This is a genomic window from Aeromonas cavernicola, assembly GCF_002795305.1.
Classification (GTDB): domain Bacteria; phylum Pseudomonadota; class Gammaproteobacteria; order Enterobacterales; family Aeromonadaceae; genus Aeromonas; species Aeromonas cavernicola.
In genome coordinates this window covers 30,706-55,680 of record NZ_PGGC01000095.1, presented here as the reverse complement: position 1 = coordinate 55,680, position 24,975 = coordinate 30,706, and the positions used below count along the sequence as shown (strand labels likewise).

General features: G+C 57.6%; 28 protein-coding genes. 10 read left to right on the top strand and 18 right to left on the bottom strand.

Annotated elements, in window-relative coordinates:
• Positions 1–15: 15 nt before the first annotated feature.
• The gene (blrB, locus tag CUC53_RS11210; protein WP_100294248.1) at positions 16–1,437 is read right to left on the bottom strand and encodes a beta-lactam sensor histidine kinase BlrB; all 1,422 of its coding nucleotides are present in this window, start codon (positions 1,435–1,437) and stop codon (positions 16–18) included.
• A complete protein-coding gene (gene blrA / locus CUC53_RS11205) occupies positions 1,434–2,108 on the bottom strand; it encodes a beta-lactam response regulator transcription factor BlrA (RefSeq protein ID WP_100294247.1) in 675 nt (224 codons plus the stop codon). Before blrA ends, blrB begins: the two co-directional genes overlap by 4 nt.
• Positions 2,109–2,228: 120 nt before the next feature.
• On the opposite strand from blrA, the gene CUC53_RS11200 reads away from it, so the two are divergent.
• Both CUC53_RS11200 and glmS read left to right on the top strand, forming a co-directional pair.
• Positions 2,229–3,002: a DeoR/GlpR family DNA-binding transcription regulator gene (locus CUC53_RS11200; RefSeq protein ID WP_100294246.1), complete on the top strand. Its 774-nt coding sequence runs from the start codon at positions 2,229–2,231 to the stop codon at positions 3,000–3,002.
• Between the two features lie 69 nt (positions 3,003–3,071).
• A complete protein-coding gene (gene glmS, locus CUC53_RS11195; RefSeq protein ID WP_100294245.1) occupies positions 3,072–4,904 on the top strand; it encodes a glutamine--fructose-6-phosphate transaminase (isomerizing) in 1,833 nt (610 codons plus the stop codon).
• A gap of 285 nt (positions 4,905–5,189) precedes the next feature.
• Here the strand turns inward: glmS and tauD are convergent, their stop codons facing one another.
• The 6 genes from tauD to CUC53_RS11165 all read right to left on the bottom strand — a co-directional run bounded on the left by tauD (position 5,190) and on the right by CUC53_RS11165 (position 9,882).
• Positions 5,190–6,023, bottom strand: a complete 834-nt coding sequence (gene tauD, locus CUC53_RS11190) for a taurine dioxygenase (protein ID WP_100294244.1) — start codon at positions 6,021–6,023, stop codon at positions 5,190–5,192.
• A complete protein-coding gene (gene tauC / locus CUC53_RS11185; protein ID WP_100294243.1) occupies positions 6,020–6,859 on the bottom strand; it encodes a taurine ABC transporter permease TauC in 840 nt (279 codons plus the stop codon). Before tauC ends, tauD begins: the two co-directional genes overlap by 4 nt.
• Positions 6,856–7,623, bottom strand: coding sequence for a taurine ABC transporter ATP-binding subunit (tauB, locus tag CUC53_RS11180; RefSeq protein WP_100294242.1), 768 nt, complete (start codon positions 7,621–7,623; stop codon positions 6,856–6,858). Before tauB ends, tauC begins: the two co-directional genes overlap by 4 nt.
• A 23-nt stretch (positions 7,624–7,646) precedes the next feature.
• A complete protein-coding gene (tauA, locus tag CUC53_RS11175; protein WP_100294241.1) occupies positions 7,647–8,621 on the bottom strand; it encodes a taurine ABC transporter substrate-binding protein in 975 nt (324 codons plus the stop codon).
• A 314-nt stretch (positions 8,622–8,935) separates the two neighbouring features.
• Entirely contained in the window at positions 8,936–9,376 is a 441-nt protein-coding gene (locus tag CUC53_RS11170; RefSeq protein WP_100294240.1) for an Hsp20 family protein, read from the bottom strand.
• Between the two features lie 92 nt (positions 9,377–9,468).
• A complete protein-coding gene (locus CUC53_RS11165; RefSeq protein WP_100294239.1) occupies positions 9,469–9,882 on the bottom strand; it encodes an Hsp20 family protein in 414 nt (137 codons plus the stop codon).
• A gap of 279 nt (positions 9,883–10,161) precedes the next feature.
• On the opposite strand from CUC53_RS11165, the gene CUC53_RS11160 reads away from it, so the two are divergent.
• The 4 genes from CUC53_RS11160 to CUC53_RS11145 all read left to right on the top strand — a co-directional run bounded on the left by CUC53_RS11160 (position 10,162) and on the right by CUC53_RS11145 (position 13,206).
• Positions 10,162–10,932 carry an MBL fold metallo-hydrolase gene (locus tag CUC53_RS11160; protein ID WP_100294238.1) on the top strand — a complete coding sequence of 257 codons (771 nt, stop codon included), beginning with the start codon at positions 10,162–10,164 and terminating at the stop codon, positions 10,930–10,932.
• Between the two features lie 91 nt (positions 10,933–11,023).
• Positions 11,024–11,983, top strand: a complete 960-nt coding sequence (locus tag CUC53_RS11155; RefSeq protein WP_100294237.1) for a helix-turn-helix domain-containing protein — start codon at positions 11,024–11,026, stop codon at positions 11,981–11,983.
• Between the two features lie 65 nt (positions 11,984–12,048).
• Positions 12,049–12,753 carry a helix-turn-helix transcriptional regulator gene (locus CUC53_RS11150; RefSeq protein ID WP_100294236.1) on the top strand — a complete coding sequence of 235 codons (705 nt, stop codon included), beginning with the start codon at positions 12,049–12,051 and terminating at the stop codon, positions 12,751–12,753.
• Positions 12,754–12,819: 66 nt separating this feature from the next.
• Entirely contained in the window at positions 12,820–13,206 is a 387-nt protein-coding gene (locus CUC53_RS11145) for a VOC family protein (protein ID WP_100294235.1), read from the top strand.
• Between the two features lie 118 nt (positions 13,207–13,324).
• On the opposite strand, the gene CUC53_RS11140 is transcribed toward CUC53_RS11145, so the two are convergent.
• Positions 13,325–15,739 (bottom strand): VolA/Pla-1 family phospholipase, encoded by a 2,415-nt coding sequence (locus CUC53_RS11140; RefSeq protein ID WP_100294234.1) that lies wholly within the window; start codon positions 15,737–15,739, stop codon positions 13,325–13,327.
• A gap of 174 nt (positions 15,740–15,913) precedes the next feature.
• Here CUC53_RS11140 and ubiK point away from each other — a divergent pair, with 174 nt between their 5' ends.
• The 3 genes from ubiK to glpG all read left to right on the top strand — a co-directional run bounded on the left by ubiK (position 15,914) and on the right by glpG (position 17,442).
• On the top strand, positions 15,914–16,171 hold the full coding sequence (ubiK, locus tag CUC53_RS11135) for a ubiquinone biosynthesis accessory factor UbiK (RefSeq protein ID WP_100294233.1): 258 nt from the start codon (positions 15,914–15,916) through the stop codon (positions 16,169–16,171).
• Positions 16,172–16,279: 108 nt separating this feature from the next.
• Positions 16,280–16,603, top strand: coding sequence for a thiosulfate sulfurtransferase GlpE (gene glpE / locus CUC53_RS11130; protein WP_100294232.1), 324 nt, complete (start codon positions 16,280–16,282; stop codon positions 16,601–16,603).
• Positions 16,600–17,442 carry a rhomboid family intramembrane serine protease GlpG gene (glpG, locus tag CUC53_RS11125; protein WP_100294231.1) on the top strand — a complete coding sequence of 281 codons (843 nt, stop codon included), beginning with the start codon at positions 16,600–16,602 and terminating at the stop codon, positions 17,440–17,442. Before glpE ends, glpG begins: the two co-directional genes overlap by 4 nt.
• Positions 17,443–17,530: 88 nt before the next feature.
• On the opposite strand, the gene CUC53_RS11120 is transcribed toward glpG, so the two are convergent.
• The 9 genes from CUC53_RS11120 to CUC53_RS11080 all read right to left on the bottom strand — a co-directional run bounded on the left by CUC53_RS11120 (position 17,531) and on the right by CUC53_RS11080 (position 24,350).
• Positions 17,531–17,791: a DUF1488 family protein gene (locus CUC53_RS11120; RefSeq protein WP_100294230.1), complete on the bottom strand. Its 261-nt coding sequence runs from the start codon at positions 17,789–17,791 to the stop codon at positions 17,531–17,533.
• A complete protein-coding gene (gene aroE, locus CUC53_RS11115) occupies positions 17,788–18,609 on the bottom strand; it encodes a shikimate dehydrogenase (RefSeq protein WP_100294229.1) in 822 nt (273 codons plus the stop codon). The genes CUC53_RS11120 and aroE overlap by 4 nt, the downstream gene beginning before the upstream one ends.
• Positions 18,610–18,773: 164 nt before the next feature.
• Positions 18,774–19,682, bottom strand: coding sequence for an oxygen-dependent coproporphyrinogen oxidase (gene hemF / locus CUC53_RS11110; protein WP_100294228.1), 909 nt, complete (start codon positions 19,680–19,682; stop codon positions 18,774–18,776).
• Between the two features lie 108 nt (positions 19,683–19,790).
• On the bottom strand, positions 19,791–20,351 hold the full coding sequence (gene tsaC / locus CUC53_RS11105) for an L-threonylcarbamoyladenylate synthase type 1 TsaC (protein WP_100294254.1): 561 nt from the start codon (positions 20,349–20,351) through the stop codon (positions 19,791–19,793).
• 138 nt (positions 20,352–20,489) lie between these two features.
• Positions 20,490–20,993: a 5-(carboxyamino)imidazole ribonucleotide mutase gene (gene purE / locus CUC53_RS11100; RefSeq protein WP_100294227.1), complete on the bottom strand. Its 504-nt coding sequence runs from the start codon at positions 20,991–20,993 to the stop codon at positions 20,490–20,492.
• 72 nt (positions 20,994–21,065) lie between these two features.
• Positions 21,066–21,623, bottom strand: a complete 558-nt coding sequence (locus CUC53_RS11095; RefSeq protein WP_100294226.1) for a DNA topoisomerase family protein — start codon at positions 21,621–21,623, stop codon at positions 21,066–21,068.
• 55 nt (positions 21,624–21,678) lie between these two features.
• The gene (locus tag CUC53_RS11090; RefSeq protein ID WP_100294225.1) at positions 21,679–22,152 is read right to left on the bottom strand and encodes a DUF494 family protein; all 474 of its coding nucleotides are present in this window, start codon (positions 22,150–22,152) and stop codon (positions 21,679–21,681) included.
• Entirely contained in the window at positions 22,145–23,260 is a 1,116-nt protein-coding gene (gene dprA, locus CUC53_RS11085) for a DNA-processing protein DprA (protein WP_100294224.1), read from the bottom strand. Before dprA ends, CUC53_RS11090 begins: the two co-directional genes overlap by 8 nt.
• 1 nt (position 23,261) lies before the next feature.
• Complete coding sequence (locus CUC53_RS11080) at positions 23,262–24,350, bottom strand: LysM peptidoglycan-binding domain-containing protein (protein ID WP_100294223.1); 1,089 nt, start codon at positions 24,348–24,350, stop codon at positions 23,262–23,264.
• Positions 24,351–24,457: 107 nt separating this feature from the next.
• Here CUC53_RS11080 and def point away from each other — a divergent pair, with 107 nt between their 5' ends.
• The gene (gene def, locus CUC53_RS11075; RefSeq protein ID WP_100294222.1) at positions 24,458–24,970 is read left to right on the top strand and encodes a peptide deformylase; all 513 of its coding nucleotides are present in this window, start codon (positions 24,458–24,460) and stop codon (positions 24,968–24,970) included.
• Positions 24,971–24,975 lie beyond the last annotated feature (5 nt).

Sequence of the window (24,975 nt, the reverse complement as noted above, 5' to 3'; positions counted from 1 at the left end):
GTGATAGGCAAGGGACTAGGCGAGCGGTAGCCAAAGTTCGGCTAGCACGCCCCCTTCAGGGCGGTTGCACAGGGTTAACCGACCACCGTGTTGGCGGGCAACTTCATGGGCGAAGCTGAGCCCCAGACCGCTGCTCTTGCCCTTGTCCGGGCGTGGCAGCGAGTAGAAACGCTCAAAGATCCGTGGCAGGGCGTAGTCGGGAATGCCAGGACCGTTGTCGGAGACCGAAAAACAGTAACCCCCTTGCTGCAAAGCCCCTTGCAGGCGCACGGTGGCGCCAGTTGGGGAGAAGTCGATGGCATTATCTAGCAGATTGCCTATTGCCTGTTCGATTAACAGCGAGTCCCATTTGGCCTTGGTGCTGCTGGCTAGTGTCGTTAACAAGCTTATCTGACGAGGCGACGCTGCGATTTGGCGGGTATCGAGCACTCGTGTAGCCAGCTTACTGGGGTCAACCGTGTGGCGGTCGAGGGGTTGCCCCGATTCTAATCGTGCTAGCTGCAGCATTCGTTCAATCAACTGCTGGATGCGAGCAGTTTCCAGATTAATGTTGCCGATAAAGCGGTTAGCCACCGCGGGTGGGGGCGCTTCTGCGAGGATCTCCCCGGCTCCGCGAATCGCCGCCAGTGGGCTTTTCAGCTCATGGGTGAGGCTGTGAACATAATCCTCGATGTAGCCTTTGCCATCGAGCTGGTGGCGCATCGTCTCAAGGGCGCGGCCGAGCCGATCCAGTTCGACGGTATGCAGCCGTGGCAGTGGTGCCGCCTCTCCTTTACTGACGGAGTCGGCGTAGTGGACCAGCTTACCGATGGCGCGGTTGAGCCACCACACCAGCAGCCCGCCGATCAGCAAAGTGCCCAGTAGCATCTGGCTACCAACGCGCATCAGTTCTCGCTCCCCTCGCTCGATGGTGGGCATGAGGGTGCGACTGGGTTTAGCGACCGTGAGTACCCCGATGATCGCCACGCCATCGCGCAGTGGTGCGGCGACATACATGGTGGAACTTGCCGGATCATTGGGGTCGGTGCGAGTACTGCGAGCACCGTATTGGCCTCGCAGAGTGCGGTAGACGTCGTTCCAACGAGAGTAATCTTGGCCCACCGCGCCGCCATCAGAGTCGTAAATGACGATGCCCTGCTGATTGGTCACGTAGATGCGATATTCCGCGAGCTGTTTGAGATGACCATCGATCAAGGCGTTGACCGGATTTTGGTTGAGGCGGGCAAAGGCACTGGCCAAGCGTCCGTTTTGCATCTTGCCTTCCCGTAGGTCATCGCGTGCTAACGGCGCCAGTAACTGGGTCATGTCCACCAAGGTATCTTCAGTGGCGCTGCGTACCCCTGGTTTGATCTCTTCCACGAAGATCTTCACCACGAACCAAGTGGCGAGCGCAAAGATCAACAACAGCCCGCCCAGTAGTTGTAAGCCGAGCCTCATAGCTGCTCCAGACTGTAGCCTAGCCCGCGATGGGTCAGGATCAGATTGGTGTGCGGGTCATGTTCGCGCAGCTTGGCACGAATGGTCTTGATGTGGGTATCGACGGTGCGATCAAGGCTCTCTTCGGCATCTTGCCACACCAAATCCATCAGCTGTTGGCGCGAGTAAACCCGTCCCGGTGCCTGCATCAGGGTTTTGAGGAGCAAGTATTCGTAGCGGGTGAGCCCCAGCCGTTGGCCATGAAAGTGGATGCAGGCCCGCTCTTCATCCAGCACCAGCGGGCTGCTGGACAGAACTGCGGCCGGCTGGCTGCGGCGCAGGATGACCCGCACTCGGGCGCACACCTCGCGCGGCGAAAAAGGCTTGGCCACGTAATCGTCCGCCCCAATCTCTAACCCAATGAGCCGATCTATCTCTTCACTGCGGGCAGTCAGAAACATCAAGGGCACATTACTGCGAGCCCGCACCTGCTTACACAGCTCGAAGCCACAGATATCAGGCAGCCCCACATCGAGGATCATAAAGTCGGGTTGGGTTTGCGTCAGTTGGCTCAGCATCTGCTGGCCCAAGCTAAACCACTGCACCTCAAAGCCTTCGGTCTGTAGCGCGTAAATCAGGGTATCCGCAATGCTGGCCTCATCTTCCACCAGCCAGATAGTACGTTGTTGCATAGTCGCCTCACGATCAGTCGCCGCTATTTTGACATCTCCTTGCGCGCGCTCCTATTTGCGGTTTTATTTTTGCCAAAAAAGGGCTAACATTTCGATATTATTTCGAATCGAAACTTGTGCATGACCAAACGTAATACACAACAGCGCCGTCATACCATAGTGACCTTAGTTAACGAGCAAGGAGAAGTGAGCGTTGATGCGCTAGCGAACCACTTCTCCACCTCTGAGGTCACTATCCGTAAAGATCTCGCTCTATTAGAGAGCGGTGGCTTGCTGCTGCGCCGTTACGGCGGTGCCGTGCCCCTACCCAGCGAAATGGTGATGCCAACGCATTCTGAACATATTTCGAAACGAAAGATAGCGATAGCCAGAGCGGCCGCCGAGCGCATTCGCGACCACAATCGCATCATCATCGACAGCGGCACCACCACCAGCGCCATGATCCCCCTGCTGGGCCACAAGCGCGGCCTTATCGTGATGACCAACTCCCTCAATGTGGCCGGTGCGCTGCGTGAGCTGGAAAACGAGCCTACCCTATTAATGACAGGTGGCACTTGGGACCCTCATTCTGAATCCTTTCAGGGGCAGGTCGCCGAGCAGGTATTGCGCTCGTATGACTTCGACCAGCTCTTTATCGGAGCGGATGGCATCGACCCCGATCGTGGCACCACGACCTTTAACGAGCTGGTGGGGCTGTCGCGAGTGATGGCCGAGGTCTCGCGGGAGGTCATCGTCATGGTCGAGTCGGACAAGATCGGCCGCAAAATCCCCAATCTCGAACTGCCGTGGTCCGGTGTTCACACCTTAGTAACGGATGATGGATTGACCAATGAGATCAGAGCGCATATCAAAGGGTTGGGGATTACCCTCATCTGCGCCCCGATCATGGATTGAAGAGTGCTGGGTAGCCTAGATCGGAGCTATCCAACGCGCGTTTCATTTTTACATCTCAAGGAGAAGTGTATGTGTGGCATCGTCGGGGCTGTGGCTCAACGTGATGTGGCTGAAATCTTGGTAGAAGGTCTGCGTCGTCTCGAATATCGCGGGTACGACTCGGCTGGGGTGGCGGTATTTAGCGCCGATCATCCGCTGCAGCGGGTGCGGCGACTGGGCAAGGTTGCTGAGCTAGCCAACGCGCTCGACCAGCAGCCGGTGCACGGCGGCACAGGGGTTGCTCATACTCGCTGGGCCACTCACGGTGAACCCTCGGAGCGTAATGCTCACCCGCATGTGTCGGATCATATTGTGGTGGTGCACAACGGCATCATCGAAAATCATGAAGCGCTGCGCCATCAGCTGAAGGCGCTGGGCTATATCTTCACTTCCGATACCGACACCGAGGTCATTGCTCATCTGGTGCATCACGAGTTGAGATCGACCGACTCCTTGCTGGCAGCGATGCAAAAAACGGTAAAACAGCTGCGTGGCGCTTACGGCACCGTGGTGATGGATAGCCGTGACGACAGCCGCGTGGTAGTGGCGCGCTCTGGCTCGCCGCTAGTGATAGGCCGTGGTATCGGTGAGAACTTCATTGCCTCCGATCAACTGGCTCTGCTCCCGGTTACTCGCCGCTTCTTGTTCCTTGAAGAGGGTGACGTAGCGGAAGTGACCCGCCGCGAAGTGAGTATTTTTGATACCCATGGCCAACCCGTGGTGCGGGAAGAGCAAGAGTCCGACGTTTCTCACGATGCCGGTGATAAGGGCGAGTATCGCCACTACATGCTCAAAGAGATTCATGAGCAGCCAAAGGCGATCACCAGCACCCTAGAAGGCCGGTTAGCGGGCGAGCACGTGGTGGTCGAGTCGTTTGGTAATGGCGCTCGCACCATTTTCGAACAAGTGGACCATATCCAGATCGTCGCCTGTGGCACCTCCTACCACTCTGGTATGGTTGCCCGCTACTGGTTTGAAGAGATAGCAGGGGTATCGTGCGATGTGGAGATCGCCTCCGAATTTCGCTATCGCAAATCGGTGGTACGCCCCAACAGCCTGCTGATCACCCTCTCCCAGAGCGGTGAAACCGCCGATACCCTAGCCGCCTTACGGCTGGCCAAGGAGTCAGGCTACATGAGCTCACTGGCCATCTGCAACGTGCCGGGCTCCTCCTTAGTGCGTGAATCGGCACTGGCTTTTATGACCCGAGCGGGCGCCGAGATCGGTGTGGCATCCACCAAAGCGTTCACTACTCAATTGACCGGCTTGTTGATGCTGGTGGTGGCCATTGGTCGCTGCCGTGGCCACCTCAGTGCCGCTGCCGAGGCTGAACTGGTCAAGGCACTGCAAGCCTTGCCACTGCGGATCAAAGAGAGCTTGGCGCTGGCCAGCGATATCGAAGCCATGGCGGAAGAGTTTGCCGATAAACAGCACAGCTTGTTCCTGGGGCGCGGCAGCCAGTATCCCATTGCCATGGAAGGGGCGCTCAAGCTCAAAGAGATCTCTTACATTCATGCCGAAGCCTATGCCGCAGGCGAGCTGAAACATGGCCCGTTGGCACTGATCGACGGCGAAATGCCGATCATCGTGGTGGCCCCCAACAACGACCTGCTGGAAAAGCTCAAATCCAACGTCGAAGAAGTGCGGGCCCGTGGCGGGATCCTCTACGTCTTCGCCGATACCAATACCGGTTTCAAGAGTGATCAGACCATGCGGGTCATGAAACTCAATCCGGTTGAAGAGGCGATCGCCCCCATCGTCTATACCGTGCCACTGCAACTGCTCTCTTATCACGTTGCTTTGATCAAAGGCACCGACGTAGACCAACCCCGCAATTTAGCCAAATCGGTGACGGTTGAGTAACTCGAGCCGATTGGGTGGGGCTCTCAAATAAGATGAAAATAACGACGCTCGGGTTGAACTGACCCCAGCACCCCTCATCATCGCTGCCTACCTCAATTGCTGTCCCACCATCCGAAACCCAGTGCTGGGTTTCGGATTTTTTTATGGGCATCAACTCGGTGTTTGCGGCGCGCTAGTGGCAAGCAAGGGGGTAGCCATCACCGACCATGGGGGCTGGTGGAGCGGCTAATAGCGGTGACAATAGCGGTTGGTCGCCATGGCTGTCAGTCCCCGCTATTGAGCACGCTAGAATGGTTTGTCTCCCAAGATGGTGGCTCGGTGCATGATCCGGCGGGCCGGTAGGTAGTCGGCGTTGGCGTAGTGTTGGGTGACGCGGTTATCCCAGATGGCGATATCGTGCTCCCGCCAGCGCACCTGATACTCGGGTTTGGTGACGTGACTGAACAGAAAGCCGAGTAGCGCGTCGCTCTCACGGGCCGGCAAGTCGGGTAGGTGGGTGGTGAATCCCTCGTTAACGAACAGCGCTTGGCGACCACTTAGGGGATGAGTGCGTATCACTGGGTGGCGTAGCGGCGGATGCCGCGCCGCTGCGGCTTGCCAGCGCTGGTATTCAGCTGGACTGGTGTTGTGGCGATGGGCCGGAAATGACTTGGTGAAATCATGCTCGGCCTCCAGCCCCGCTAACAGTTGTTGCAGCCGAGGAGAGAGCCCTTCAAAGGCGGCGATGCCGCTGGTCCATAGGGTATCGCCGCCCACCGCAGGTAACTGTTTGGCTGCAAGAATAGCCAGCGCGGGTGGTGTTTCGATAAAGGTGACATCGGTGTGCCAGTTGTCGTTATCGGGCGGATTATCGTCGTGGGTATCGAGCACGATGATCTCTTCGGCTTCTGCGGTGTGGGGGTAGACTGGGTGGATGTGCAGATCGCCGAAGCGGTGACCCAGTGCCCGCTGCTGCCGAGGGGTGATGGGTTGATCGCGAAAGAACAGCACCTGATGGGTCAGCAAGGCCTGTTGCAGCTGGGTGAATTGATGGTCATCAAGGGGTTCGGCTAGGGTGAGGCCACTGATCTCGGCACCGATATAGGGGCCCAGAGGGGTGATATGCAGGGAATTGCTCATAGTCCTTCTCCATGCCACGGCGTCAGGCGACGCTGCAGCGCACGTAAACCAAGTTCCAGAGTGAAGGCGATCAAGGCGATCACCAGAATGCCCGCTAGCACCACATCGGTGGCGAGAAACTCGCTAGCGGATTGCACCATAAAGCCCACGCCACGGGTGGCGGCGATGAGCTCGGCTGCCACTAGGGTGGACCAGCCAACCCCTAGCCCGATGCGCAGCCCAGTGAGGATGTCCGGCAGGGCGCCGGGCAAAATGACGTACCACAGCACTTGCCAGCGGGTTGCGCCGAGGGATTGGGCGGCCCGCAGCCGTACCTGTTTTGCCCCCTGCACCCCAGCCAGCGTTGCCATGGCGATGGGGGCAAAGATAGCCAGATAGATGAGCAGCACTTTGGCGGTTTCACCGATGCCAAACCAGATCACCATCAGTGGCAGATAAGCCAGCGGTGGCACAGGGCGGTAGAGCTCAATCAACGGATCAATCATGCCGCGCAGAATAGGGCTGAGCCCCATTGCGATGCCGACCGTAACGCCGCATAAGGTCGCGGCGGTGAGGGCAACCAGAATGCGTTGCAAGCTGGCGGCGAGGTGCTGCCAGAGGGTGGCATCCATAAAGCCCTGCGGTCCTGCGAGGGTGACTAGTTGTTGTAGCACTTGGTGGGGGGAAGGCAGAAACAGAGGGCTGATTGCTCCTAACCGTGTCACCCCCCACCAGAGGGTCAGCAGGGCGGTCAGGGTGAGCAAGCTCACCCCCAGCCGATGCGACCAAGGCCAGCGCAGCCGGCGGCGCAGGGGCCAGCGTACTGAACGGGTTGGGCGAGCGAGTGTGAGGCTCATGCAAACACCTCCCGCGCGGCAAATACGCGACCGAGCACGTACTCACGCTGCTCGATAAAAGCAGGATCAGACTTGATACTGCGGCATGGCTCACCGGCTGCAAAACGGCGCCCAAAGTTTAGGGTGAGCCGCTCCAGCACTCGACCCGGCGCAGGGGAGAGCAACACCAGCTCAGTGGCCATAAATACCGCCTCTTCGATGTCATGGGTGATCAACAGCACTTGCTGGCGCTGGGCGTGCCACAGCCGCAGCAGTAGGGTTTGCATCTGCTCGCGGGTGAAGGCGTCAAGGGCGCCGAAAGGTTCGTCGAGTAACAGCAGTTGCGGCTGGGTAGCGAGAGCCCGAGCGATACCCACCCGCTGGCGCTGGCCACCAGAAAGTTGCCAGATAGCCTTGCCGCTGGCCTCCGCCAGTCCCACTTGACGCAGCATCGTCAGCGCCCTGGCTTCGCGCTCAGCACGGGATAAGCCCGTCAGTTGTAGCCCGAGGGCGACGTTGTCCAGCACGTTGCGCCACGGCAGCAGTCCATCGTGTTGAAACACGACCCCCCGCTCGGCACTGGGTCCGGTCACTGGCCTTCCCTGTAAGGTGATCTCCCCTTGCTGATAGGGAGTAAACCCCGCGATCAGGTTGAGCAAGCTGGTCTTGCCGCAGCCGGAGGGGCCGAGTACCACCATCAGCTCGCCCGCATTCAGGGTCAGATTGATGTCGTCGAGGACTCGGCGCCCGCCGTAGCTGGCACTAAGGTGAGTGATTTTCAGCATGGCTACCTCCTTGTGAGACAGGGTCAGCGGAACTGGCCTTTGACAAAACGGTCGGTGACGTAGTGGCGATAATCGTTGCCAGCCTGCGCGACCTTGCCCTGCTCTTTGAGAAAGCGACTGGTGTCCACCAGCGTTTGGTTCACCAGCGCCCCCAGTTCGGCGCTCTGCTGGTTAGCATTCAGGTAGGTATTCCCCTTGACCAGAGTGGGCACGTCTGGTGCGGCGACACCGCTTAGCTTGGCCAGTTTGGCGAGGTTGTCGGGCTGGGTCAGCCAGCTGTCAGGGTTGGCTAGATAGTCCTGTTGCGCTGCTAAGTTACTATCGACAAAGGCCTGCACCAGCTTGGGGTGAGCCTCGGCGAAATCTTTGCGCACTACCCATACATCCAGAGTGGGCGCGCCCCACTCACCGACCTGACTAGAGTCAGTCAGCACCTTGCCGCTGTTGGCCAGTTCGTTGAGAACCGGCGCCCAGACATAGGCGCCATCAATATCCCCTCGCTGCCAAGCGGCGGTAATGGCGGGTGGTTGCAGGTTGACGATCTCTACGCTGGCTGGCGCGACTCTCCAATGTTTGAGCGCCGCCAATAAGCTGTAGTGGGTTGTGGAGGTAAAGGGCACCGCAATGCGCTTGCCACGAAGTGCTGCTGGGGAGTCGATCCCGGGCTTGACCACCAACGCTTCCGAGTTACCCAGCTTGGCGGCGAGCAAGAACACCTCGATGGGTACCTGCTGGTTGGCCGCCACGGCCAGCGGACTGGAGCCGATATTGCCGATCTGCACATCGCCAGAGGCAAGCGCCCGCACCACGCTGGCCCCACTGTCGAATTTGAGCCACTGCACCTTGGCCCCGCTAGTGCGGGCAAAGGTGTTGTCAGCTTGGGCTACCTTGGCTGGTTCGGCGGAGGTTTGGTAGGCCACCGTTACCTCGACGGCACTGGCCTGCAGGCTGAATAGGGTGAGGGCGATTAGCCACAGAGGGTGTCCTTTTCCTGTCATGATATTGCTCCATCGGGTCAATGAAGCGGCAGTTTGCCCATCTCTTTGGGCGACAAGGAAAGACTAAAAATCGTGGCTTGATGAGATATGGTTCTTAGAAAAAGAGCGGTAACGCAATCCGGTTATTTGTATATCTCAATATGACCTATCGATAGTTGGCCATCGATAAAAGGGGACTGAACATCGCCGTCATTAAGGATGAGGGGAGTGCCAGCCCACTGGCCAGTAGGCTGGCGGGCGAGTGATGAGCGGTGGTACCAACGCAGCAAGGCCTGCATCTGCAGGCCTTGGTTATTTCTCGCGATTTGGTTTGCTTAACCGGGCAGCGCCAGCGGGTCGGGTTTACCGATGTGAATGGCGCGGGGCTTGAGCGCCTCCGGCAGTTCGCGAGCCAGGTCGATGGTCAGCAGACCATGCTCCAGCTTGGCGCCCTGCACCTCCACGTGCTGGCTCAGCTTGAAGGCAAGCTCGAAGTCACGCTCGGCAATCCCCTGATGGAGGAACTGGCGCTCACCGGCCGCAGCCCCTTTGCGCCCCTTCACCTTGAGAGTACCGTTTTCAGTCTCCAGCGCCAGCTCTTCGCGCTCGAAGCCAGCCACGGCGACCGTGATGCGATAGCCATCCTGATCGCGCTTTTTAATGTTGTACGGGGGGTAAGCGGCGGTCTTCTGCTCGAACAGACCTTCCAGCTCACGGGCCATCCGCTCGAAGCCGACGGCATTGGAATAGAGATGAGAAAAATCGAGGTTACGCATAATCCTATCCTTCTAATAAGCAACAGGTTCAACTCGCCACAGGCCCGTCATCGGCACCCGGGAAATTTTAAAATTTCAGTGAATTCAGGTTATCAGCCGTTGATCTCAATCTTGCGTGGCTTCATCGCCTCGGGCACTTCACGCACCAGCTCGATGTGCAGCAAGCCGTTTTTCAGGTCGGCCCCTTTCACCCGCACATAGTCGGCCAGCTGGAAGCGGCGCTCGAAACCACGTTCGGCGATCCCCTGATAGAGATAGCTGCGCCCGGTGTCTGCCTGCTTGTTGCCCTTCACCGTCAGCAGATTTTCCTGGAAGCTCAGCTCCAGCTCTTCCTGGGTAAAGCCAGCCACCGCCATGCTAATGCGGTAGTCGCTGTCACCCAGCTGCTCGATGTTGTAGGGGGGATAACCGGCATTGCCATTGCTGGCCGCAGATTCGATAAGATTGGCCAGACGATCGAAACCGATGGCAGAACGATAGAGCGGAGAAAAGTCGATAGAACGCATAGTATTACCCTCTCGTGAGCGATAACGGATTGTTTGCCCTCCTTATGGACGGGCGCCTGGTCGAAACCTCTGTCGAGCGTTCCGGCCTTGTTACCTATATAGGGGCTCACTTTTTCCTTTCAAGGGGATTTTTTCAAATTTTTAAATGGCCGCGCCGACCTTTGGCACATCAACCTGTTGGCCCGATAGTGATGATAATCGACCCGTGGGCCACTGATGGCAACTCGCTCCACACCCCATAATTGGTTGCATATCCACCAGCCAACATGGAGCCATCCCATGAAGATTACCCAGGTTCGCAACGCCACCCTGCTGCTCGACTATGCCGGCACCCGCTTTCTGATAGATCCCATGCTCTCGGCCAAAGGGGCCTTCCCCGGCTTTGAGGGCACCGCCAACAGCCAGCAGCGTAATCCGCTGGTCGAGCTGCCGCTACCGATCGATGCGCTGATCGATGTGGACGCAGTGATCGTCACCCACGATCATCCCGACCACTGGGATGACGCCGCCAGAACGTTGCTCCCCAAGCATCTGCCACTGTTTGTACAACATCAGAAGGATGCCGATGCCATTCGTGCCAGTGGTTTTGAGGATGTGCGCCTGCTGAGCGAACAGCCCGAATTTGCCGGCATTCGCCTGCAGCAGACCAGTGGTCAGCATGGCAGCGACCAGCTGATGGCGGTACTGGGTGAACGCATGGGAGAGGTGTGCGGCGTGGTCTTCTCCCACCCCGATGAACAGAGCCTCTATCTGGCCGGTGATACCATCTGGCATCCCCGGGTCGAGCAAGCCCTGCAACAGCATCAGCCCGAGGTCGTCATCCTCAACTGCGGCGATGCACAGGTGCCCGGGCTCGGTTCCATCATCATGGGCAAGGAAGATGTCGCCGCCGTTTATCAGGCCGCACCGCAAGCCACGCTGATCGCCAGCCATATGGAGGCGGTCAACCACGCCCTGCTGTCACGCCAGGAGCTACGCGACTATCTGACGGAACGGGGCATGACGGATCGGGTACGGGTGCCGGAAGATGGCGAGGCGATATCGCTGTGATCCGCAGGAGGGCCATGCCAGACATGGCCCTTCGGCTTTCACTGCCGAACGCTTATGATGAGAGTCCTGCGCGCAGAGAGGAGCCAACATAATGCCCACCCCGACCGTTGCCGTGGTGACCTTCGATCATTTCAGCCCTTTTCACTGCGCCGTCCCCTGCCTCATCTTTGGCGATATCCTGCCGGGCCAGCCGCTATTCGAGCTCAAGATCTGCTGCGGTGATGGCAACCGTCACTCACACTCGGCGCAAGGCTTCACCATTCAGGCCCCCCATGGGCTGGAGGTGCTGGCCGAGGCGGAGATCATCATTATCCCCTTCTGGCACGACCCGGCAGCACGGCCACCGGCGGCGCTGCTCGATGCCCTGATCGCCGCCAGAGCCAGAGGTGCCCGGCTGGTCGGGCTCTGTCTCGGCACCTATGTGCTCGCCTACGCCGGCCTGCTCAATGGTCGCAAGGCGTCGACCCACTGGGAGTACGAACAGGATTTCTGCCGCCGCTTTCCCTGCGTGCAGCTCGATACCAACGCCCTTTATGTGGATGACGAGGGGTTAGTCACCTCGGCAGGCACCGCCGCCGGGCTGGACTGCTGCCTCTATCTGGTTCGCCACTACCATGGCTCGGCTATCGCCAACAAGGTGGCACGGCGGCTGGTGATCCCACCCCACCGGGAAGGGGGTCAGGCCCAGTTTATCGAGCAGCCGGTACCCGCCTCCACCCGCGATGTCCGGATGAACCAGTTGCTCGATCACCTGCGTGCCCATCTGGCCGAGCCTCACACCCTGGATTCTCTGGCAGCCCATACCCTGATGAGTCGGCGCACCTTTACCCGCCGTTTTCATCAGGCTACCGGCCTCTCGGTAGGTGAATGGCTGCTGGCGGAGCGGCTCAGGCGCAGTCAGGAGCTGCTGGAAGTGAGCGGTCATTCCATCGATCGCATCGCTGAGTTGGTCGGCTTCAAGAGTGCCACTTCCCTGCGCAATCACTTCCGCGCCCGCTTTGCCATCTCCCCCAGCGAGTGGCGACGCTCTTTTCGCGGCCATAACTCCTGATGATGTCCGCTGTACCCACTCACTCCGCTACGGCAGGCTAACCAGAGATCCCGAGGAGTCATCCCATGTCCCGTTCCGAACGCCTGCTGGCCCTGCTCCAGCTGCTGCGCGGCCACCGTTACGCCATCACTGGCGCTGAACTGGCCAGCCAGCTTGGCATCAGCCTACGCACCCTCTATCGGGATATCGCCACCCTGCAGGCGCAAGGTGCCCATATCGAGGGCGAACCGGGTATCGGCTATGTGCTGCGTCCCGGCTTCATGCTGCCACCATTGATGTTCAGTGAAGAGGAGCTGGATGCGCTGGTGCTGGGGTCACGTTGGGTCGTCGCCCACGGTGATGGAGCCTTGAGTGCATCGGCCAGCAGTGCGCTGGCTAAGATAGAAGCCGTGCTGCCCGCCGACTATCGCCAGCAGCTCCAGAGCAATGCCCTGCTGATCGGCACCTCCCGCAGCGACAGCCTCACCGATGAAGCCCCGCTGCGCAGCGCCATCCGCCAGCAACGCAAGGTGACCCTGAGCTATCGGGATCTCAAGGATGAGGCCTCAGAGCGCACCGTCTGGCCCTTTGCCCTCGGCTACTTCGAACAGGTACGGGTACTGGTGGCCTGGTGCGAACTGCGTCAGGGCTTGCGCCACTTTCGGGTCGATCGCATCACTCGGATGCAACCGCAAGATTGCCGCTATCCAAAAAGCAGAGAGAGCCTGCTGAAGGAGTGGCGCGCCACCCAGCAGATCCCGCAGCCGAAATTCATTGCTGACAGAAACTGACAGCAGGTAGCGCCATGCTGACGGGGTCGGCGCCAATGCGCCATCTCATCAGCAAGGAGCATCACCATGTTCGTCCCCCAATTCACCCTCCTCTACGTTGCCAACCCAGCCTGCAGCGTGCTCTTCTACCGCGAGCTGTTCGGGCGCGAACCGGTGGAGGAGTCACCTACCTTTGCCATGTTCGTGTTCGAATCGGGAGCAAAACTAGCACTCTGGTCCCGTGCTACCGTCGAGCCAGCTGTGACACAAAGCGCTGGCGCCATGGAACTGGCCTTCCCGCTGCCTGATGAAGCCAGTGTTGATTCTGGTTTGGCAGAGTGGCAGGCACGCGGCCTGACCATCATCCAGCAGCCGACCCTGATGGAGTTTGGTTATACCGGTATGGCTCTTGATCCCGATGGCCATCGTCTGCGCTTGTATTGTCCAGCGCCTGACAGCCTGCCATCTCAATAACCCATATCCTTATGGTGTTAAGCTGTGACAAAAGGCCCAGCAATCTAAGATGACTGGGCCTGACCTAATGCGCTGATTAGCCTAGGTTATATGGCTCACCTAGGCGCGGTATCCGCTTTTATGGTTTGAGCAAGTTGCCATTGTTGACTTGCACCGCAGCCCCTTCGCTCATGAAGAAGCTGGCAAACTGGCTTTGCATCTCAGTCGTGACCTCACCGGTTGGGTCAAAGTTTTCATCCGGTGCCAGCAAAGAGCTGTGACCACCCAGCACAAAGCGAGCGGCGTGGTGATTGGCGGGGCCGGTTACCGTCAGCGGCTGTAATCCGAGAACCTTAAACAGCGCTTCTGTCCCTGCCAATGGGGCCGAGTCAACCCGATTGGGGATCACTTGGTCTGGCAGGCTCAGCGCGCCGTCGCCGACAATCTCAGTGGCAAAGAGCGGGAAATCTGGCGCAATCGTGCTGCCAAGGTTGATTGGGTCGGCGGAGTCCAGTACCGACTGGGCGGCGAAGCTGTAACTCTGCAGAGTGCTGGCAGCGAGCCCCAGAGTCGCGCTATCCAAACTGGGGAGGAACTCATTGACGAAGCAATTGGCTAGCACTGGTGTTTGGCAATTGGCGGCATACGCAGCAAAGCTTGCTTTCAGTTCAGGGCTGCCCCCGGTCAGTACCCCCATCTTGATGGTGGGACCAAAACTCGGGGAGTTCAACAGCAACGGGGCAATACCGCCACCCGGCATAGCGAGCCCACCACTATCAAATTGGAACAAAGGATCGGCGGGATTGCCCAGCGGCTGATTGGCGATTGCCAGTAAGTTGGCCCCGGTGATCGCGCCCAGTGAATGGCCAAGAAAGTGGGTCTTGAGGTTGCCTGCACTGCCGATTTGGCTTTGCTGATTCGCTAACCCAATGGCGAGCCGCAGCCCTAACAGGTCTGCCACGCTCTGCTTGAGGTTATCGCGCGCTACCGTCAGGTAGCTGAGGTTCAGATAAGGGGTCGGATCGCTGGCGGTGGTGACGGTTGCCATACTGCCGCTCAGATTAAAGCCCCGTTCACCGTGTAACGGATGGTCGATCACCACCAGCGCCACCTGCTTGCCAGCTTGCATCCCCGCAGCAATTTGCCCCAGCGCCAGCGCATAAGCGTTCTCTTTGATGGCGGTCACCCCATGTTGATAGATGATGACATCGGTCACCGTATTGAGCGGCCCATTGCTGAAGATCCGCACAGGCACTGGTTGCAACTCGGTCAGGGCGGGTAATGGGCTGAAACGGCCAATATGTTGCTCGGCATCTAATGGTTTGCCACCTGAGGTCAGGGTGACGCCAATCAGCTTGCGTGCTTCAGTCAACAGCTCGCTCTGGCGAGTGGGATCGGCGATCAGGGTTGCCAGCAAAGCGGGGTCAACACCGGCTCCAGCTAACCCAGCAATCACCTCGCTATCGGCGCTTTGGAGGGCGGTCGCTATGGCATAGAGGCTGGGTATGGCACCCTGCCATGATTGGGTTCTGGCGCGATCCCAACTGCCGCTGCTGGTGGGGGTGGCGAGGAAGTAGGGGAGCTGGACGGTGCCACTGTAAACCTGGGTCAGTTGAGCGATGGGATACAGCGGGGTGCCAGGGCCAAAGGCGGCAGTCAGCGCACTTTTTTGCTCTTGCGGTAAAAAAGGCTCACTGGCGAGCTGAGTTAAAAATGGGTTGCTCCCGGCTAGTGCTAGGCGATAAGTACCGGGGAGGCTGGTGTTACCCATGGCATCTTGTGGCCACACCTCAGTGGCATCTAGGGTAGGGCTGGCGGCCACCATTGCCGCAGCGCCTTTGACGGCCAGTAATACGTCGGCACCGGACTGAGTGCCAAACCAATCGGAAAAAATCACTTTGTCGCGGGCAACGCCGGTTGCAGCGCTAAAGATCTCCTCCTGCAGGGTAATCAGGCCACGGATGGTCTGCTCTTGGCGAGTGGCGCCTGCGGTTTTGGCGTTGCTGTAGTCGCCACCGGCCTTGAGTGGGGTGCCTCGGCTATCTTTGAGCGCCTCGGTGGCCACGATCAGGTAATAAGCAGAGGGGGTGAGTGGCTTGAGGGGGACGAGGTTGAGTTTGCCTGCCGCCGCTGCGACCACGAAGTCGGTGCCGTAAGTCAGTACTTTTTCCACCCCGTTTGGTCGTTGAGTCTGCTGATCGAAGGTCAACTCCAGCAGATAAAGGGGGGCGGTTGCCGTTGCGTACTCTGCTGGGTTGGGGGCGGGGACCGATACCCCAGTCACGGTGGCGGGCACGAGCGGAATGGCCTGAGTGGTTGACCAGCCATCTAAGGTGGAAAGCGCTGAGACCGGATTGGCGAGATCCTGTGTTTGCGTGGCAAATTTCAGGGTGCCATCGCTATCCCGTGGGGCTAAGACGCTGGGGCGTAGCCCGCTAGCGCCACTGAGGAGGTAATCAAGGGTGCTGCTGGTATCCCCCATCTTGTTGTTTTCACCACCACAGCCGGCCAGCATGGCACTGAGTACGGCGGCACAAATCAGCTTTTTCTGCATCGTAGATCCTCTTTATTGGTTGTTATCCATCACAGCCCACGGCGCACACTACTGCTCCGATGACTCACGCTAACATAGAATTATCCTCGGCCATCAATGCAAAACAACGCCTCGATCTCGGCAAAAAGATCCGATTATCGGTAGAATGGCCGCCAACGCTTTAAGGAGGATCAGATGATCGACCCGAAAAAACTGGAAGAGATCGCCAAACAACTGCACAACGCGCTCCCACCTGGCATTCGCAGCATGGGGGAAGAGGCAGAGAAGAAGTTTCGACAAGTCGTCCAAGCCCAGCTGGGTAAGTTGGATCTGGTTAGCCGCGAAGAGTTTGACGTCCAGACCAAGGTGCTGCTGCGTACTCGGGAAAAACTGACTGCGCTGGAGGCTAAATTGGCTCAGCTTGAGCAGCAGCTCAGTGCTAAAGGTGAATAAGCCTAGTCGCAGCAATGGCAAATCAGAGGGAGCCCACGGCTCCCTCCTCTTTTTATGGGCCCCACTTGCGGTAGACTGGCGGCCTACCCCGATACGTAGGAGACGTTAATGGACCAGTTTGCTCACATCAGTGCTCAAGATGCTTATCAGAAGTTAGCTGCAGGCGCGGCGCGGCTAGTCGATATCCGCGATCCGCAGTCCTTTGCGGCGGGGCATCCGGTAGGGGCGTTTCACCTCACCAACGATACCCTAGTGCGCTTTATGAATGAGGTGGAGTTCGAAACCCCAGTGATCGTGATCTGCTATCACGGCAACAGTAGCCAAGGGGCGGCGCAATATCTGCTGCAGCAGGGCTATGACTCGGTTTACAGCCTAGATGGGGGATTTGAGGCATGGCGCAGGGAATTTCCCATTGAGGCGAACACCCCATGATCCAGTTGCTGGTGCTCGACAACGCCCGCATGGCCCATGCGCTAGTCGACTATCTAGCGACCCTCGGCATCGGCTGCGAGCTGACCCAATCCGAACTCGGTGTCGCCATCTGGCTGGTAGACGAAGCACGATTCGTGCAGGCACAGCAGGAGGTGAAACGCTTCTTAGCTGACCCCACTCATCCCCGTTATATGGCGGCCTCTTGGCAATCTGGTCGGGCGGATGCTCGGCTCGATTACAGCAAAGGGATGCTGGATCCGGTGACCGATTTTCTCCACCAAGCGGGGCCACTGACCCTGCTCGTCATCATCGGCTGTTTGGCCATCTATGCACTGGATGCTATCGGCTTGCCAATGGTGGATGCGTTAGCCTTCCATCCCACCCTGACACAGTTCACTGATTGGCAGTTGTGGCGTTATGTGACCCCCGCTTTGCTGCACTTTTCCGTGTTGCACTTGGTATTTAACCTGCTGTGGTGGTGGTATCTGGGAGGGCAGATCGAGCAACGTATCGGCAGTGGTAAGCTCCTGATCTTGTTGCTTATTGGCGCCGCATTACCGAATATCGCCGAATTTTTTGTCAGCGGTCCAGCGTTTGGCGGCCTCTCTGGGGTGGTCTATGCCCTGCTTGGCTACTGTTGGCTGCGTAGTAAGTGGCAACCCGCGTGCGGATTAACGTTACCGCCCGCGCTGATGGGATTTATGTTGTTTTGGTTAGTGCTCGGTTTTTTCGATCTGCTGGGCACCCCCATCGCCAATGCAGCCCATTTGGTCGGCTTGTTGGTTGGGTTATTACAAGGTTGGCTAGATCGCCACAGCCCAGTGAGTCATCAGCGATAAACTTGGCATTGATGAGCTGGCGCGCAGTGAGCGCGCCTCTGCTGCTTGGTCGGATGAGGGCGGGTGACGGGCTGTTCACTCCCCGATGCTAGAGATAAATCGCCCCGTCCTCTGCAAACCGTTGCTCATCAATGCGTTTTTCAACAAGCTCTTCAATATCAAAGCGCATACTCTCGAACGCGCGCAGCGCATCCTCTTGCCCAGCAAGGGGCAGCCCAGTGAGTGCCTCCAGCTGGTGTAGGCTCATGTAACAGGTGATCAGCGCCCCCATCTGCTGGGCTGGAAAGCACACGCGCTGTTGATCCGCCTGCCACTCCACCAGGTCTGGAAAGTGAATACCTTGGTTCATATGCTCCCCAGATTACGCTTGAGTTCACGCAATACTTGCTTGGTGCCAGGTCGAATCCCACGCCAGATGGTAAAAGCTTCCGCAGCTTGCTCCACCAGCATCCCTAAGCCATCCATGGTGCGCCGAGCGCCGTGCTGTTTTGCCCAGCCAATAAAGGCGGTGTCGGTTGCACCATACATCATGTCGTAGATAGCGATATCGGCATGAATTAAGGTCGCTGCGAGCGGGGGCAGTTCACCTTGCAAACTGGCAGAGGTGGAGTTGATGATGAGATCGAAGGTGCCTGTCAGCTGCTCATAGCTGCAGGCACTCACGGTGCCCAGATCATGAAACTCTGCCGCCAACTGTTCGGCCTTGCTGTGGGTGCGGTTAGCGATCACCAGCTCGGTGGGTTGCTCCGCCAGCAGTGGTGCCAACGCACCACGGGCGGCCCCCCCCGCCCCTAACAGCAGAATGCGCTGCCCTGTCAGGGTCACCCCATGGGATGTCAGATCGGCAACCAGACCGGCCCCATCGGTATTGTCCCCCAGCAAGACCCCATCATCGGTCAATTTGATGGTGTTGACGGCCCCGGCCCGTTTGGCCCTTGGGCTCAACTGATCAACCAAGGTAAAGGCCTGCTCTTTAAAAGGCACCGTGACATTGCAGCCTTTACCACCTTGCGCGAAAAAGTGTTGTAGCGCAGCGGCGAACCCATCAATGGCCGGTTCCGCCAAGCCATATTCCAGCGTTTGCTGGGTTTGTCTGGCAAACAAGGTATGAATAAACGGTGATTTGCTGTGGCGCACTGGGTGGCCAAAAACCAGATAGTGATCCATTCATCTCTTCCATCAGAGGGCTATGGGTCGAGTGACTACCCATACCGTCAGGTCTATGTCAGTTGCCATATTGAATCAGGCTGTGGAGGGCGGTAGGCCTTAACGCCGATGTTCGGCGGCACTAAGGTCTCTCGATAACCGCCAAGGGCCGAGGGACGGTTTGCTCAGATCCACTCCCTCGGGGCGAGGTAATCGCGGTAGAGCAAGGCTTCTGGGCTGTCAGCCTCAGGCTGCCAGTCGTACTCCCAGCGCGCTAGCGGCGGCATCGACATCAGGATCGATTCGGTACGCCCGCCCGTTTGCAGCCCGAATAGGGTGCCGCGGTCGTAAACCAAATTGAACTCGACATAGCGACCACGGCGATAGAGTTGAAACTCCCGCTCCCGCTCGTGATAGGCCAACGCCTTACGTCGCTCGACAATGGGCAGGTAGGCCGCAAGGAACCCCTTGCCCACGGCCTGCATAAAGGCAAAACAATCGGCAAATGGCCACCGATTGAGATCATCAAAGAAGAGGCCGCCCACCCCGCGGGTCTCATTGCGATGTTTGAGGAAAAAATAGCGATCGCACCACGCTTTGAACTCGGGATAAATATCCTCCCCGAAGGGCTGGCATAGATCGTGGGCCGTCTGATGCCAATGTTGGACATCCTCAGCAAAGGGGTAGCATGGCGTCAGATCAAAGCCGCCACCAAACCACCAGATGGGCTCTTTTCCCTCTTGCTCAGCAATAAAGAACCGCACATTGGCATGGCTGGTCGGCACATAGGGATTGTGGGGATGGATCACCAGCGAGACCCCCATGGCTTCAAACTTACGGCCTGCCAGCTCAGGTCGATGAGCGGTGGCAGAGACGGGCATGGCATCGCCGTAAACGTGGGAGAAATTAACGCCGCCCTGCTCTATCACCGCGCCGTGGCGCAATACTCGGGTGCGGCCGCCGCCGCCGCCATCTCGGCGCCAGCTATCTTCGACAAAGTGGCCACTGCCATCGGCTTGCGCTAAGCCATGGCAAATTTCATCCTGCAACTGCAGCAGGAAGGCCTTGACCTCGGCCACATCCGGTTTGCTCATATTGTCTCCAGTCCGGCAGGATCTTGATTGCCCTGTCCGTCATTATTGTGATCTCGCGGTGAGCCTATCGCTCATCCGCGTGACCGTCAAACTAGGCAGCGACCCCGCTTATGAAGGGCGAATGATGGCACCCGTGCGGGCATCTCTGATTTGTGAAGGGCTGGCTTGCCCCCCTACCGTACCCGGCAGGATGTAGGCCAATTGGTTGGCCAGTGATGGGCTGAACTCGGCCACTTGGCGAGCGGGGGGCTCACCGGTCAGATTAGCGCTGGTGGAAACCAGTGGTTTGCCAAATGCTTGGCACAAGGCTGCCACCTGAGGGTGTGCCGTGACACGCACCGCCAAGCTAGCAAACTGGCCAGTCAACCATGCTGGGGTGGTCGCGCGGGCTGGCATGATCCAGGTGAAAGGGCCAGGCCAGCTGGCCTCCACCTGGGCCCATTGATCTGCCGTCAAGGTGTTGAGGTCAATATAAGGTTGCAGCTGGGCAACATTCGCTGCAATCAGGATCAAGCCCTTTTCTACAGGGCGCTGTTTGATCGCCAATAAGCGTTGCACGGCGAGTTCTGAATCAGGATCACACCCTAAGCCAAATACCGCCTCAGTGGCATAGGCGATCACGCCTTGCTGTTGAAGAGCGGTCACAGCCAGTTCAAATTCGTTAGCCATAAAAAATGCGACAGCCAAGCTGTCGCCTCATCATATAAAAGTAAGGGGCCGCTTATCGTGCAACACGAGATGGCGGCAGAGAGGCTGCTAGCCAAGCCGGAAAATGGCAATATATGCAGCCTGCCAATACGGGATGGTTTACTTCAATAGCGCCTGCAACGCGGCATCTTTGGCCATGACCTCTTCGGCACTCTTTTGGCGCTCAGCACGAACCTTAGCTGCCAATTCATCATCCCCGACAGCCAGCATTTGAGCCGCTAAATAGCCCGCGTTTTTTGCGCCAGCGTTGCCGATAGCGACGGTGGCAACCGGTACTCCACCCGGCATCTGTACCGTAGAGAGCAGGGCATCCATTCCTTTGAGTGGCCCGCCATCAATCGGCACGCCAATCACGGGCCGAGTGGTAATGCCCGCTACCGCGCCAGCCAAGTGAGCAGCCAAGCCAGCCGCGCAGATAAACACCTTGCAGCCACGGGCCTCGGCATCGGTCACATACTGATGGGTTGCCGCTGGGGTGCGGTGGGCGGAGGTGACCTTCACTTCGGTGGCGATATCAAATGACTTGAGTACCTCCAACGTGGTTTGCATCACGGGAAAATCTGAATCTGAGCCCATCAATACGGCAACAAACGGTTTACTCATGGTGGGAAGTTCCTTACTCCGGGTGAGGGGGATCTTGGCCGCAAACGTTTCAATTCACTCGCGGCGGCGGGATTATACCCGCTCACTTTGATGACCGCATTTTTTTTGCGGACAGACTAAGCGCAGTTGCCCCCGTACTTTTTTCTCCACCATCAGACCCCAACCGCATACTGGGCAAGGGGTTGGAACCGGTTTGTCATTAACCACATATTTGCAGTGGGGGTAATGATCACAGGAGTAAAACTGCTTACCGTAACGGGAGGTGCGACTGACCAAGTGGCCTTTGCCGCACGCGGGGCAGGGGATCTGGGTGTTATCACTTTCCTGCAAGGATTCAATGTGTTGGCAAACAGGGTAGTGGGTGCAGCCGACGAACAACCCATAGCGCCCTTTTTTGATGGCCAGTGGCTGGCTGCACTGAGGACAGCTGGAGCCCTCTAGTACTTTTTCGATGTCATGGCCTGACGGGGTGAGAGAGCGAATATGGTGGCAAGTGGGGTAGTTGGAGCAGCCTTGAAAGGGGCCGTGCTTACTTTGGCGAATGACCAGCTCCCCCCCACACAGCGGGCACGGCTCGGGGTCGAGCGCATGTTCGTGGGCGGAAAAAAGGTGATGATCGATTTTTGACATGGGCCGCGCCTTGCAATTCAGATGGCCTGAATTCTATCAGCGCGGCACTAGGCTGTCAGTGAATGACGCCATCTGACTCATCAAACACCAGCTCTTCCATCTGCTGGTAGGCGTTTTCACTGCCCGGTACGTTGAACAACACCATCATGACTACCCATTTGAGGTCATCCAGCTCGATGTCTGGTTTGTCTAACTCAAGTAGGCGTTCGATGCAGATTTCACGGGTTTCCGCATTGAGCACTTGAGTTTGCTCTAAAAACAGCAGAAAACCACGACATTCGGTGCTAAGACGAATCAGCTCCTGCGGGGCGTAGATCCGCATTGACCCTTGCGCGCTGGCGCTGACATAAACTTCTCGCTCGCTATCGTGTAAGGTAGCTAGCCGCTCTAACCAATTGAGAGCCTTTTCGATTTCGTCCTTATCGAAACCCGCTTGGCTCAGTTCGTCAGTGAGTTCATCCTGCGCGACCGTTACATCAGTATCACTGTGGATGTAGGTCTCGAAAAGGTACATCAATACATCAAACATGATTCACCCCCCTCGTTCTGACGTATCCACCGGCTACCGCTATGACTGCACCGGCAAGTTCCAACTCTACCAACCTGCCTAAGACAACGTCGACAGGAAGTTGAGCTCGCTCGGCAACGGTATCCACGCTTGTGGTCTCATAACCTACGTTATCCAACAACGCGGCATAAGGCAATTCACGGTTATGCTGTTGTTTTAATTCAGGGTGGGTCTGGCATTTCCACCCAGTGAGCATCGGTAGTTCTTCCATTATATCGGCGGCATTTAATACAAGTTTGGCTCCTTGTTGGATTAATCTGTTACAGCCTATTGCTTGCTCATTTTGCGGCGCGCCGGGAACCGCAAATACCTCGCGCCCTTGCTCCAGCGCATAACGCGCAGTGATCAACGAGCCGCTTTGCTCTGTCGCCTCTACTACCAAGGTGCCCAACGACAACCCACTGATAATACGATTGCGACGGGGAAAGTGTTCAGCCAAAGGCCCTTTATCTGGCACTAACTCGCTAATTAGTAAACCGCCCTGCTCTAACATCGTGGCCGCCAACCCTTGATGGCGTTTAGGGTAAATACAATCTAAGCCTGAACCGAGTACCGCCAAGGTGATCCCTCCCGCTACTAACGCCTGTTGATGACATACCCCATCAATGCCCAACGCAAGGCCGGAGGTGATCGCTAATCCGCCCGCAACCAACTCAGCACTGAGCCGAGCTGCGTTGTCCTTGCCCGCGTAGGTGGGATGACGGGTTCCCACCATGGCCAACTGTGGCAACCCAAGTGCGGACAGATCGCCGCGACAGTAGAGCAGCAGAGGGGCGGCAGGGATGGCTGCCAATAACGGGGGATAAGCAGGGTGATCGAGCGGGAGTAGGTAATTGCCCTGCTGGTTAGCCCATTCAACACCGTTGGCCACCGCGGGAGTCGGCCATCGTAGTTGCCGGATTTGTTCTGGTGATAGCCCCATAAGACGGAGCTGGCCATCGTCACGATCAAACAGCGCTTGGATATCCCCCTCAACTTGTTCAAGGAGCCGAGCGGCGGTGACGGGGCCAATACCGGTCACCGAATCTAGCGTGAGCCAATGCGCCAAGCGCTCGCTGGGGTAGCTCACGTTAGAAGTGGGTAACCTGATAGCCTGTACTCACTATCTCTTGGCTTTGCAGGATTAGGCCATAACTGAGTTTGTCGTAGATTTTGAATAGCATCACCTTACCGATCGACTCGGCAGGTAAAGAGAGCTGCTTATCGCTGTGAAACACCTTGTCGTAACTCGATGAAAAGTCCTTATATTCCTCTTTTCCATCGCGGCCAACCAAGGCAGCACCTGGCCGTTTTATGTCGAGCATATCACCCGCAGTTAGCTGATCTCGGGCGCCACGGTTGATCAGCACCACATCAAATTTCCCCCCTCCTCGGGCTTTGCTGGGCAAATCGATAATGTAGCCGGGACTGATCGCGGGGGCTGCTTTGGGGCTAAATACGCTCGGCAGATCACCTTGGGGAGGCAGGGGCATCAGTTTATCCCCCTGCAGCACTTCGCGCTGACTATGGAGTAGGGTGGCGCGCGTTCTTCCTTCTGCTAAGGGTGCTTGCGCCCGGATAGTTCCGGCTAACACCGCCTCTTGACCCAAGATCTCACCACTCACCTTGTCTTTATAGACGGTGCCGAGGTGATAGACGGCATAGTCTTGTCCCGTCGCGAGCACGCCCTGCACGTAGAGGGTTTGGCCCTCTAACATCGCAAGGTGTTTTTCATTGGCGCCGAGCAAGTAGGGCAAGCGTTTGACTTGCGCAATATCAGCCAGAATGTGGTCGTTCTGCAGAAAGGGAGCAATATCGCTGCTTGGTAAGGTCGGTATCGGGGCAGCTTTACTGGTGTAACGCATTTTAGGGCTCAGCCGAATGACCGGTTTAGCGTTGTGAGCCACTTTGCTCAACTGGGGCGTCCCATTCACCCAATTGAGGTGCAGCGTGTCGCCCGGATAAATCCAGTGAGGATTAGCCAGTTGCGGGTTGATCTGCCAAAGGTGGGGCCAATGCCAAGGTTCTGAGAGGTATTTACCAGAGATGTCCCATAGGGTGTCGCCAGGTTGCACGACATAGCGCTCGGGATAGCCCTCTTTGAGTATCAGCTGTTCTGCCTGTAGTGTTGTGCTCGCGGTTATCAGCAGACAAGCGAGGATGGTTTGCTTCAGATACATAACACTCCCTGTTACTTCTGCGCGCAAGTGTCGCTGTTTTTTGTCGGCGTAAATGACTAGAATTACGCCAATTAAGACGGTATTTATCTCAAACTAAAGAAAAAATTATGGCCATTCTAGAAGTATTGCGTTTCCCCGATGAACGCTTGCGCACTGTTGCAGCCCCTGTCGAGACCTTCACACCTGCGTTACAGCAGATTGTAGATGATATGTTCGAAACCATGTACGCGGAGGAGGGGATTGGCCTCGCAGCGACACAGGTTGATATTCATCAACGTATTATCGTGATCGACGTGTCTGAACATCGTGAACACCCGCTGGTGTTAATCAATCCAGAAGTGATCTCTCAAAGTGGCAGTACGGGTATCGAAGAGGGATGCCTCTCTGTGCCCGAGCAGCGTGCGCTGGTACCGCGTTTCGAGCAAATTAAGGTGCGTGCCTTGGATCGTCATGGTCAATCCTTTGAACTGGAGGCGGACGATCTGCTGGCGATTTGCATCCAGCATGAGATGGACCACCTAATGGGCAAGCTGTTCGTGGATTACCTCTCCCCACTCAAGCGCCAGCGCATTCGTCAAAAGCTGGAAAAGATGGCCCGCGAAGACCGCAAAGCCCCCTGAGGAGC

Bases quoted from the DNA above. Each gene is read 5' to 3' on its own strand.
- blrB (WP_100294248.1), bottom strand. From the start codon at position 1,437: ATGAGGCTCGGCTTACAACTACTGGGCGGGCTGTTGTTGATCTTTGCG.
- blrA (WP_100294247.1), bottom strand. From the start codon at position 2,108: ATGCAACAACGTACTATCTGGCTGGTGGAAGATGAGGCCAGCATTGCG.
- CUC53_RS11200 (WP_100294246.1), top strand. From the start codon at position 2,229: ATGACCAAACGTAATACACAACAGCGCCGTCATACCATAGTGACCTTA.
- glmS (WP_100294245.1), top strand. From the start codon at position 3,072: ATGTGTGGCATCGTCGGGGCTGTGGCTCAACGTGATGTGGCTGAAATC.
- tauD (WP_100294244.1), bottom strand. From the start codon at position 6,023: ATGAGCAATTCCCTGCATATCACCCCTCTGGGCCCCTATATCGGTGCC.
- tauC (WP_100294243.1), bottom strand. From the start codon at position 6,859: ATGAGCCTCACACTCGCTCGCCCAACCCGTTCAGTACGCTGGCCCCTG.
- tauB (WP_100294242.1), bottom strand. From the start codon at position 7,623: ATGCTGAAAATCACTCACCTTAGTGCCAGCTACGGCGGGCGCCGAGTC.
- tauA (WP_100294241.1), bottom strand. From the start codon at position 8,621: ATGACAGGAAAAGGACACCCTCTGTGGCTAATCGCCCTCACCCTATTC.
- CUC53_RS11170 (WP_100294240.1), bottom strand. From the start codon at position 9,376: ATGCGTAACCTCGATTTTTCTCATCTCTATTCCAATGCCGTCGGCTTC.
- CUC53_RS11165 (WP_100294239.1), bottom strand. From the start codon at position 9,882: ATGCGTTCTATCGACTTTTCTCCGCTCTATCGTTCTGCCATCGGTTTC.
- CUC53_RS11160 (WP_100294238.1), top strand. From the start codon at position 10,162: ATGAAGATTACCCAGGTTCGCAACGCCACCCTGCTGCTCGACTATGCC.
- CUC53_RS11155 (WP_100294237.1), top strand. From the start codon at position 11,024: ATGCCCACCCCGACCGTTGCCGTGGTGACCTTCGATCATTTCAGCCCT.
- CUC53_RS11150 (WP_100294236.1), top strand. From the start codon at position 12,049: ATGTCCCGTTCCGAACGCCTGCTGGCCCTGCTCCAGCTGCTGCGCGGC.
- CUC53_RS11145 (WP_100294235.1), top strand. From the start codon at position 12,820: ATGTTCGTCCCCCAATTCACCCTCCTCTACGTTGCCAACCCAGCCTGC.
- CUC53_RS11140 (WP_100294234.1), bottom strand. From the start codon at position 15,739: ATGCAGAAAAAGCTGATTTGTGCCGCCGTACTCAGTGCCATGCTGGCC.
- ubiK (WP_100294233.1), top strand. From the start codon at position 15,914: ATGATCGACCCGAAAAAACTGGAAGAGATCGCCAAACAACTGCACAAC.
- glpE (WP_100294232.1), top strand. From the start codon at position 16,280: ATGGACCAGTTTGCTCACATCAGTGCTCAAGATGCTTATCAGAAGTTA.
- glpG (WP_100294231.1), top strand. From the start codon at position 16,600: ATGATCCAGTTGCTGGTGCTCGACAACGCCCGCATGGCCCATGCGCTA.
- CUC53_RS11120 (WP_100294230.1), bottom strand. From the start codon at position 17,791: ATGAACCAAGGTATTCACTTTCCAGACCTGGTGGAGTGGCAGGCGGAT.
- aroE (WP_100294229.1), bottom strand. From the start codon at position 18,609: ATGGATCACTATCTGGTTTTTGGCCACCCAGTGCGCCACAGCAAATCA.
- hemF (WP_100294228.1), bottom strand. From the start codon at position 19,682: ATGAGCAAACCGGATGTGGCCGAGGTCAAGGCCTTCCTGCTGCAGTTG.
- tsaC (WP_100294254.1), bottom strand. From the start codon at position 20,351: ATGGCTAACGAATTTGAACTGGCTGTGACCGCTCTTCAACAGCAAGGC.
- purE (WP_100294227.1), bottom strand. From the start codon at position 20,993: ATGAGTAAACCGTTTGTTGCCGTATTGATGGGCTCAGATTCAGATTTT.
- CUC53_RS11095 (WP_100294226.1), bottom strand. From the start codon at position 21,623: ATGTCAAAAATCGATCATCACCTTTTTTCCGCCCACGAACATGCGCTC.
- CUC53_RS11090 (WP_100294225.1), bottom strand. From the start codon at position 22,152: ATGTTTGATGTATTGATGTACCTTTTCGAGACCTACATCCACAGTGAT.
- CUC53_RS11080 (WP_100294223.1), bottom strand. From the start codon at position 24,350: ATGTATCTGAAGCAAACCATCCTCGCTTGTCTGCTGATAACCGCGAGC.
- def (WP_100294222.1), top strand. From the start codon at position 24,458: ATGGCCATTCTAGAAGTATTGCGTTTCCCCGATGAACGCTTGCGCACT.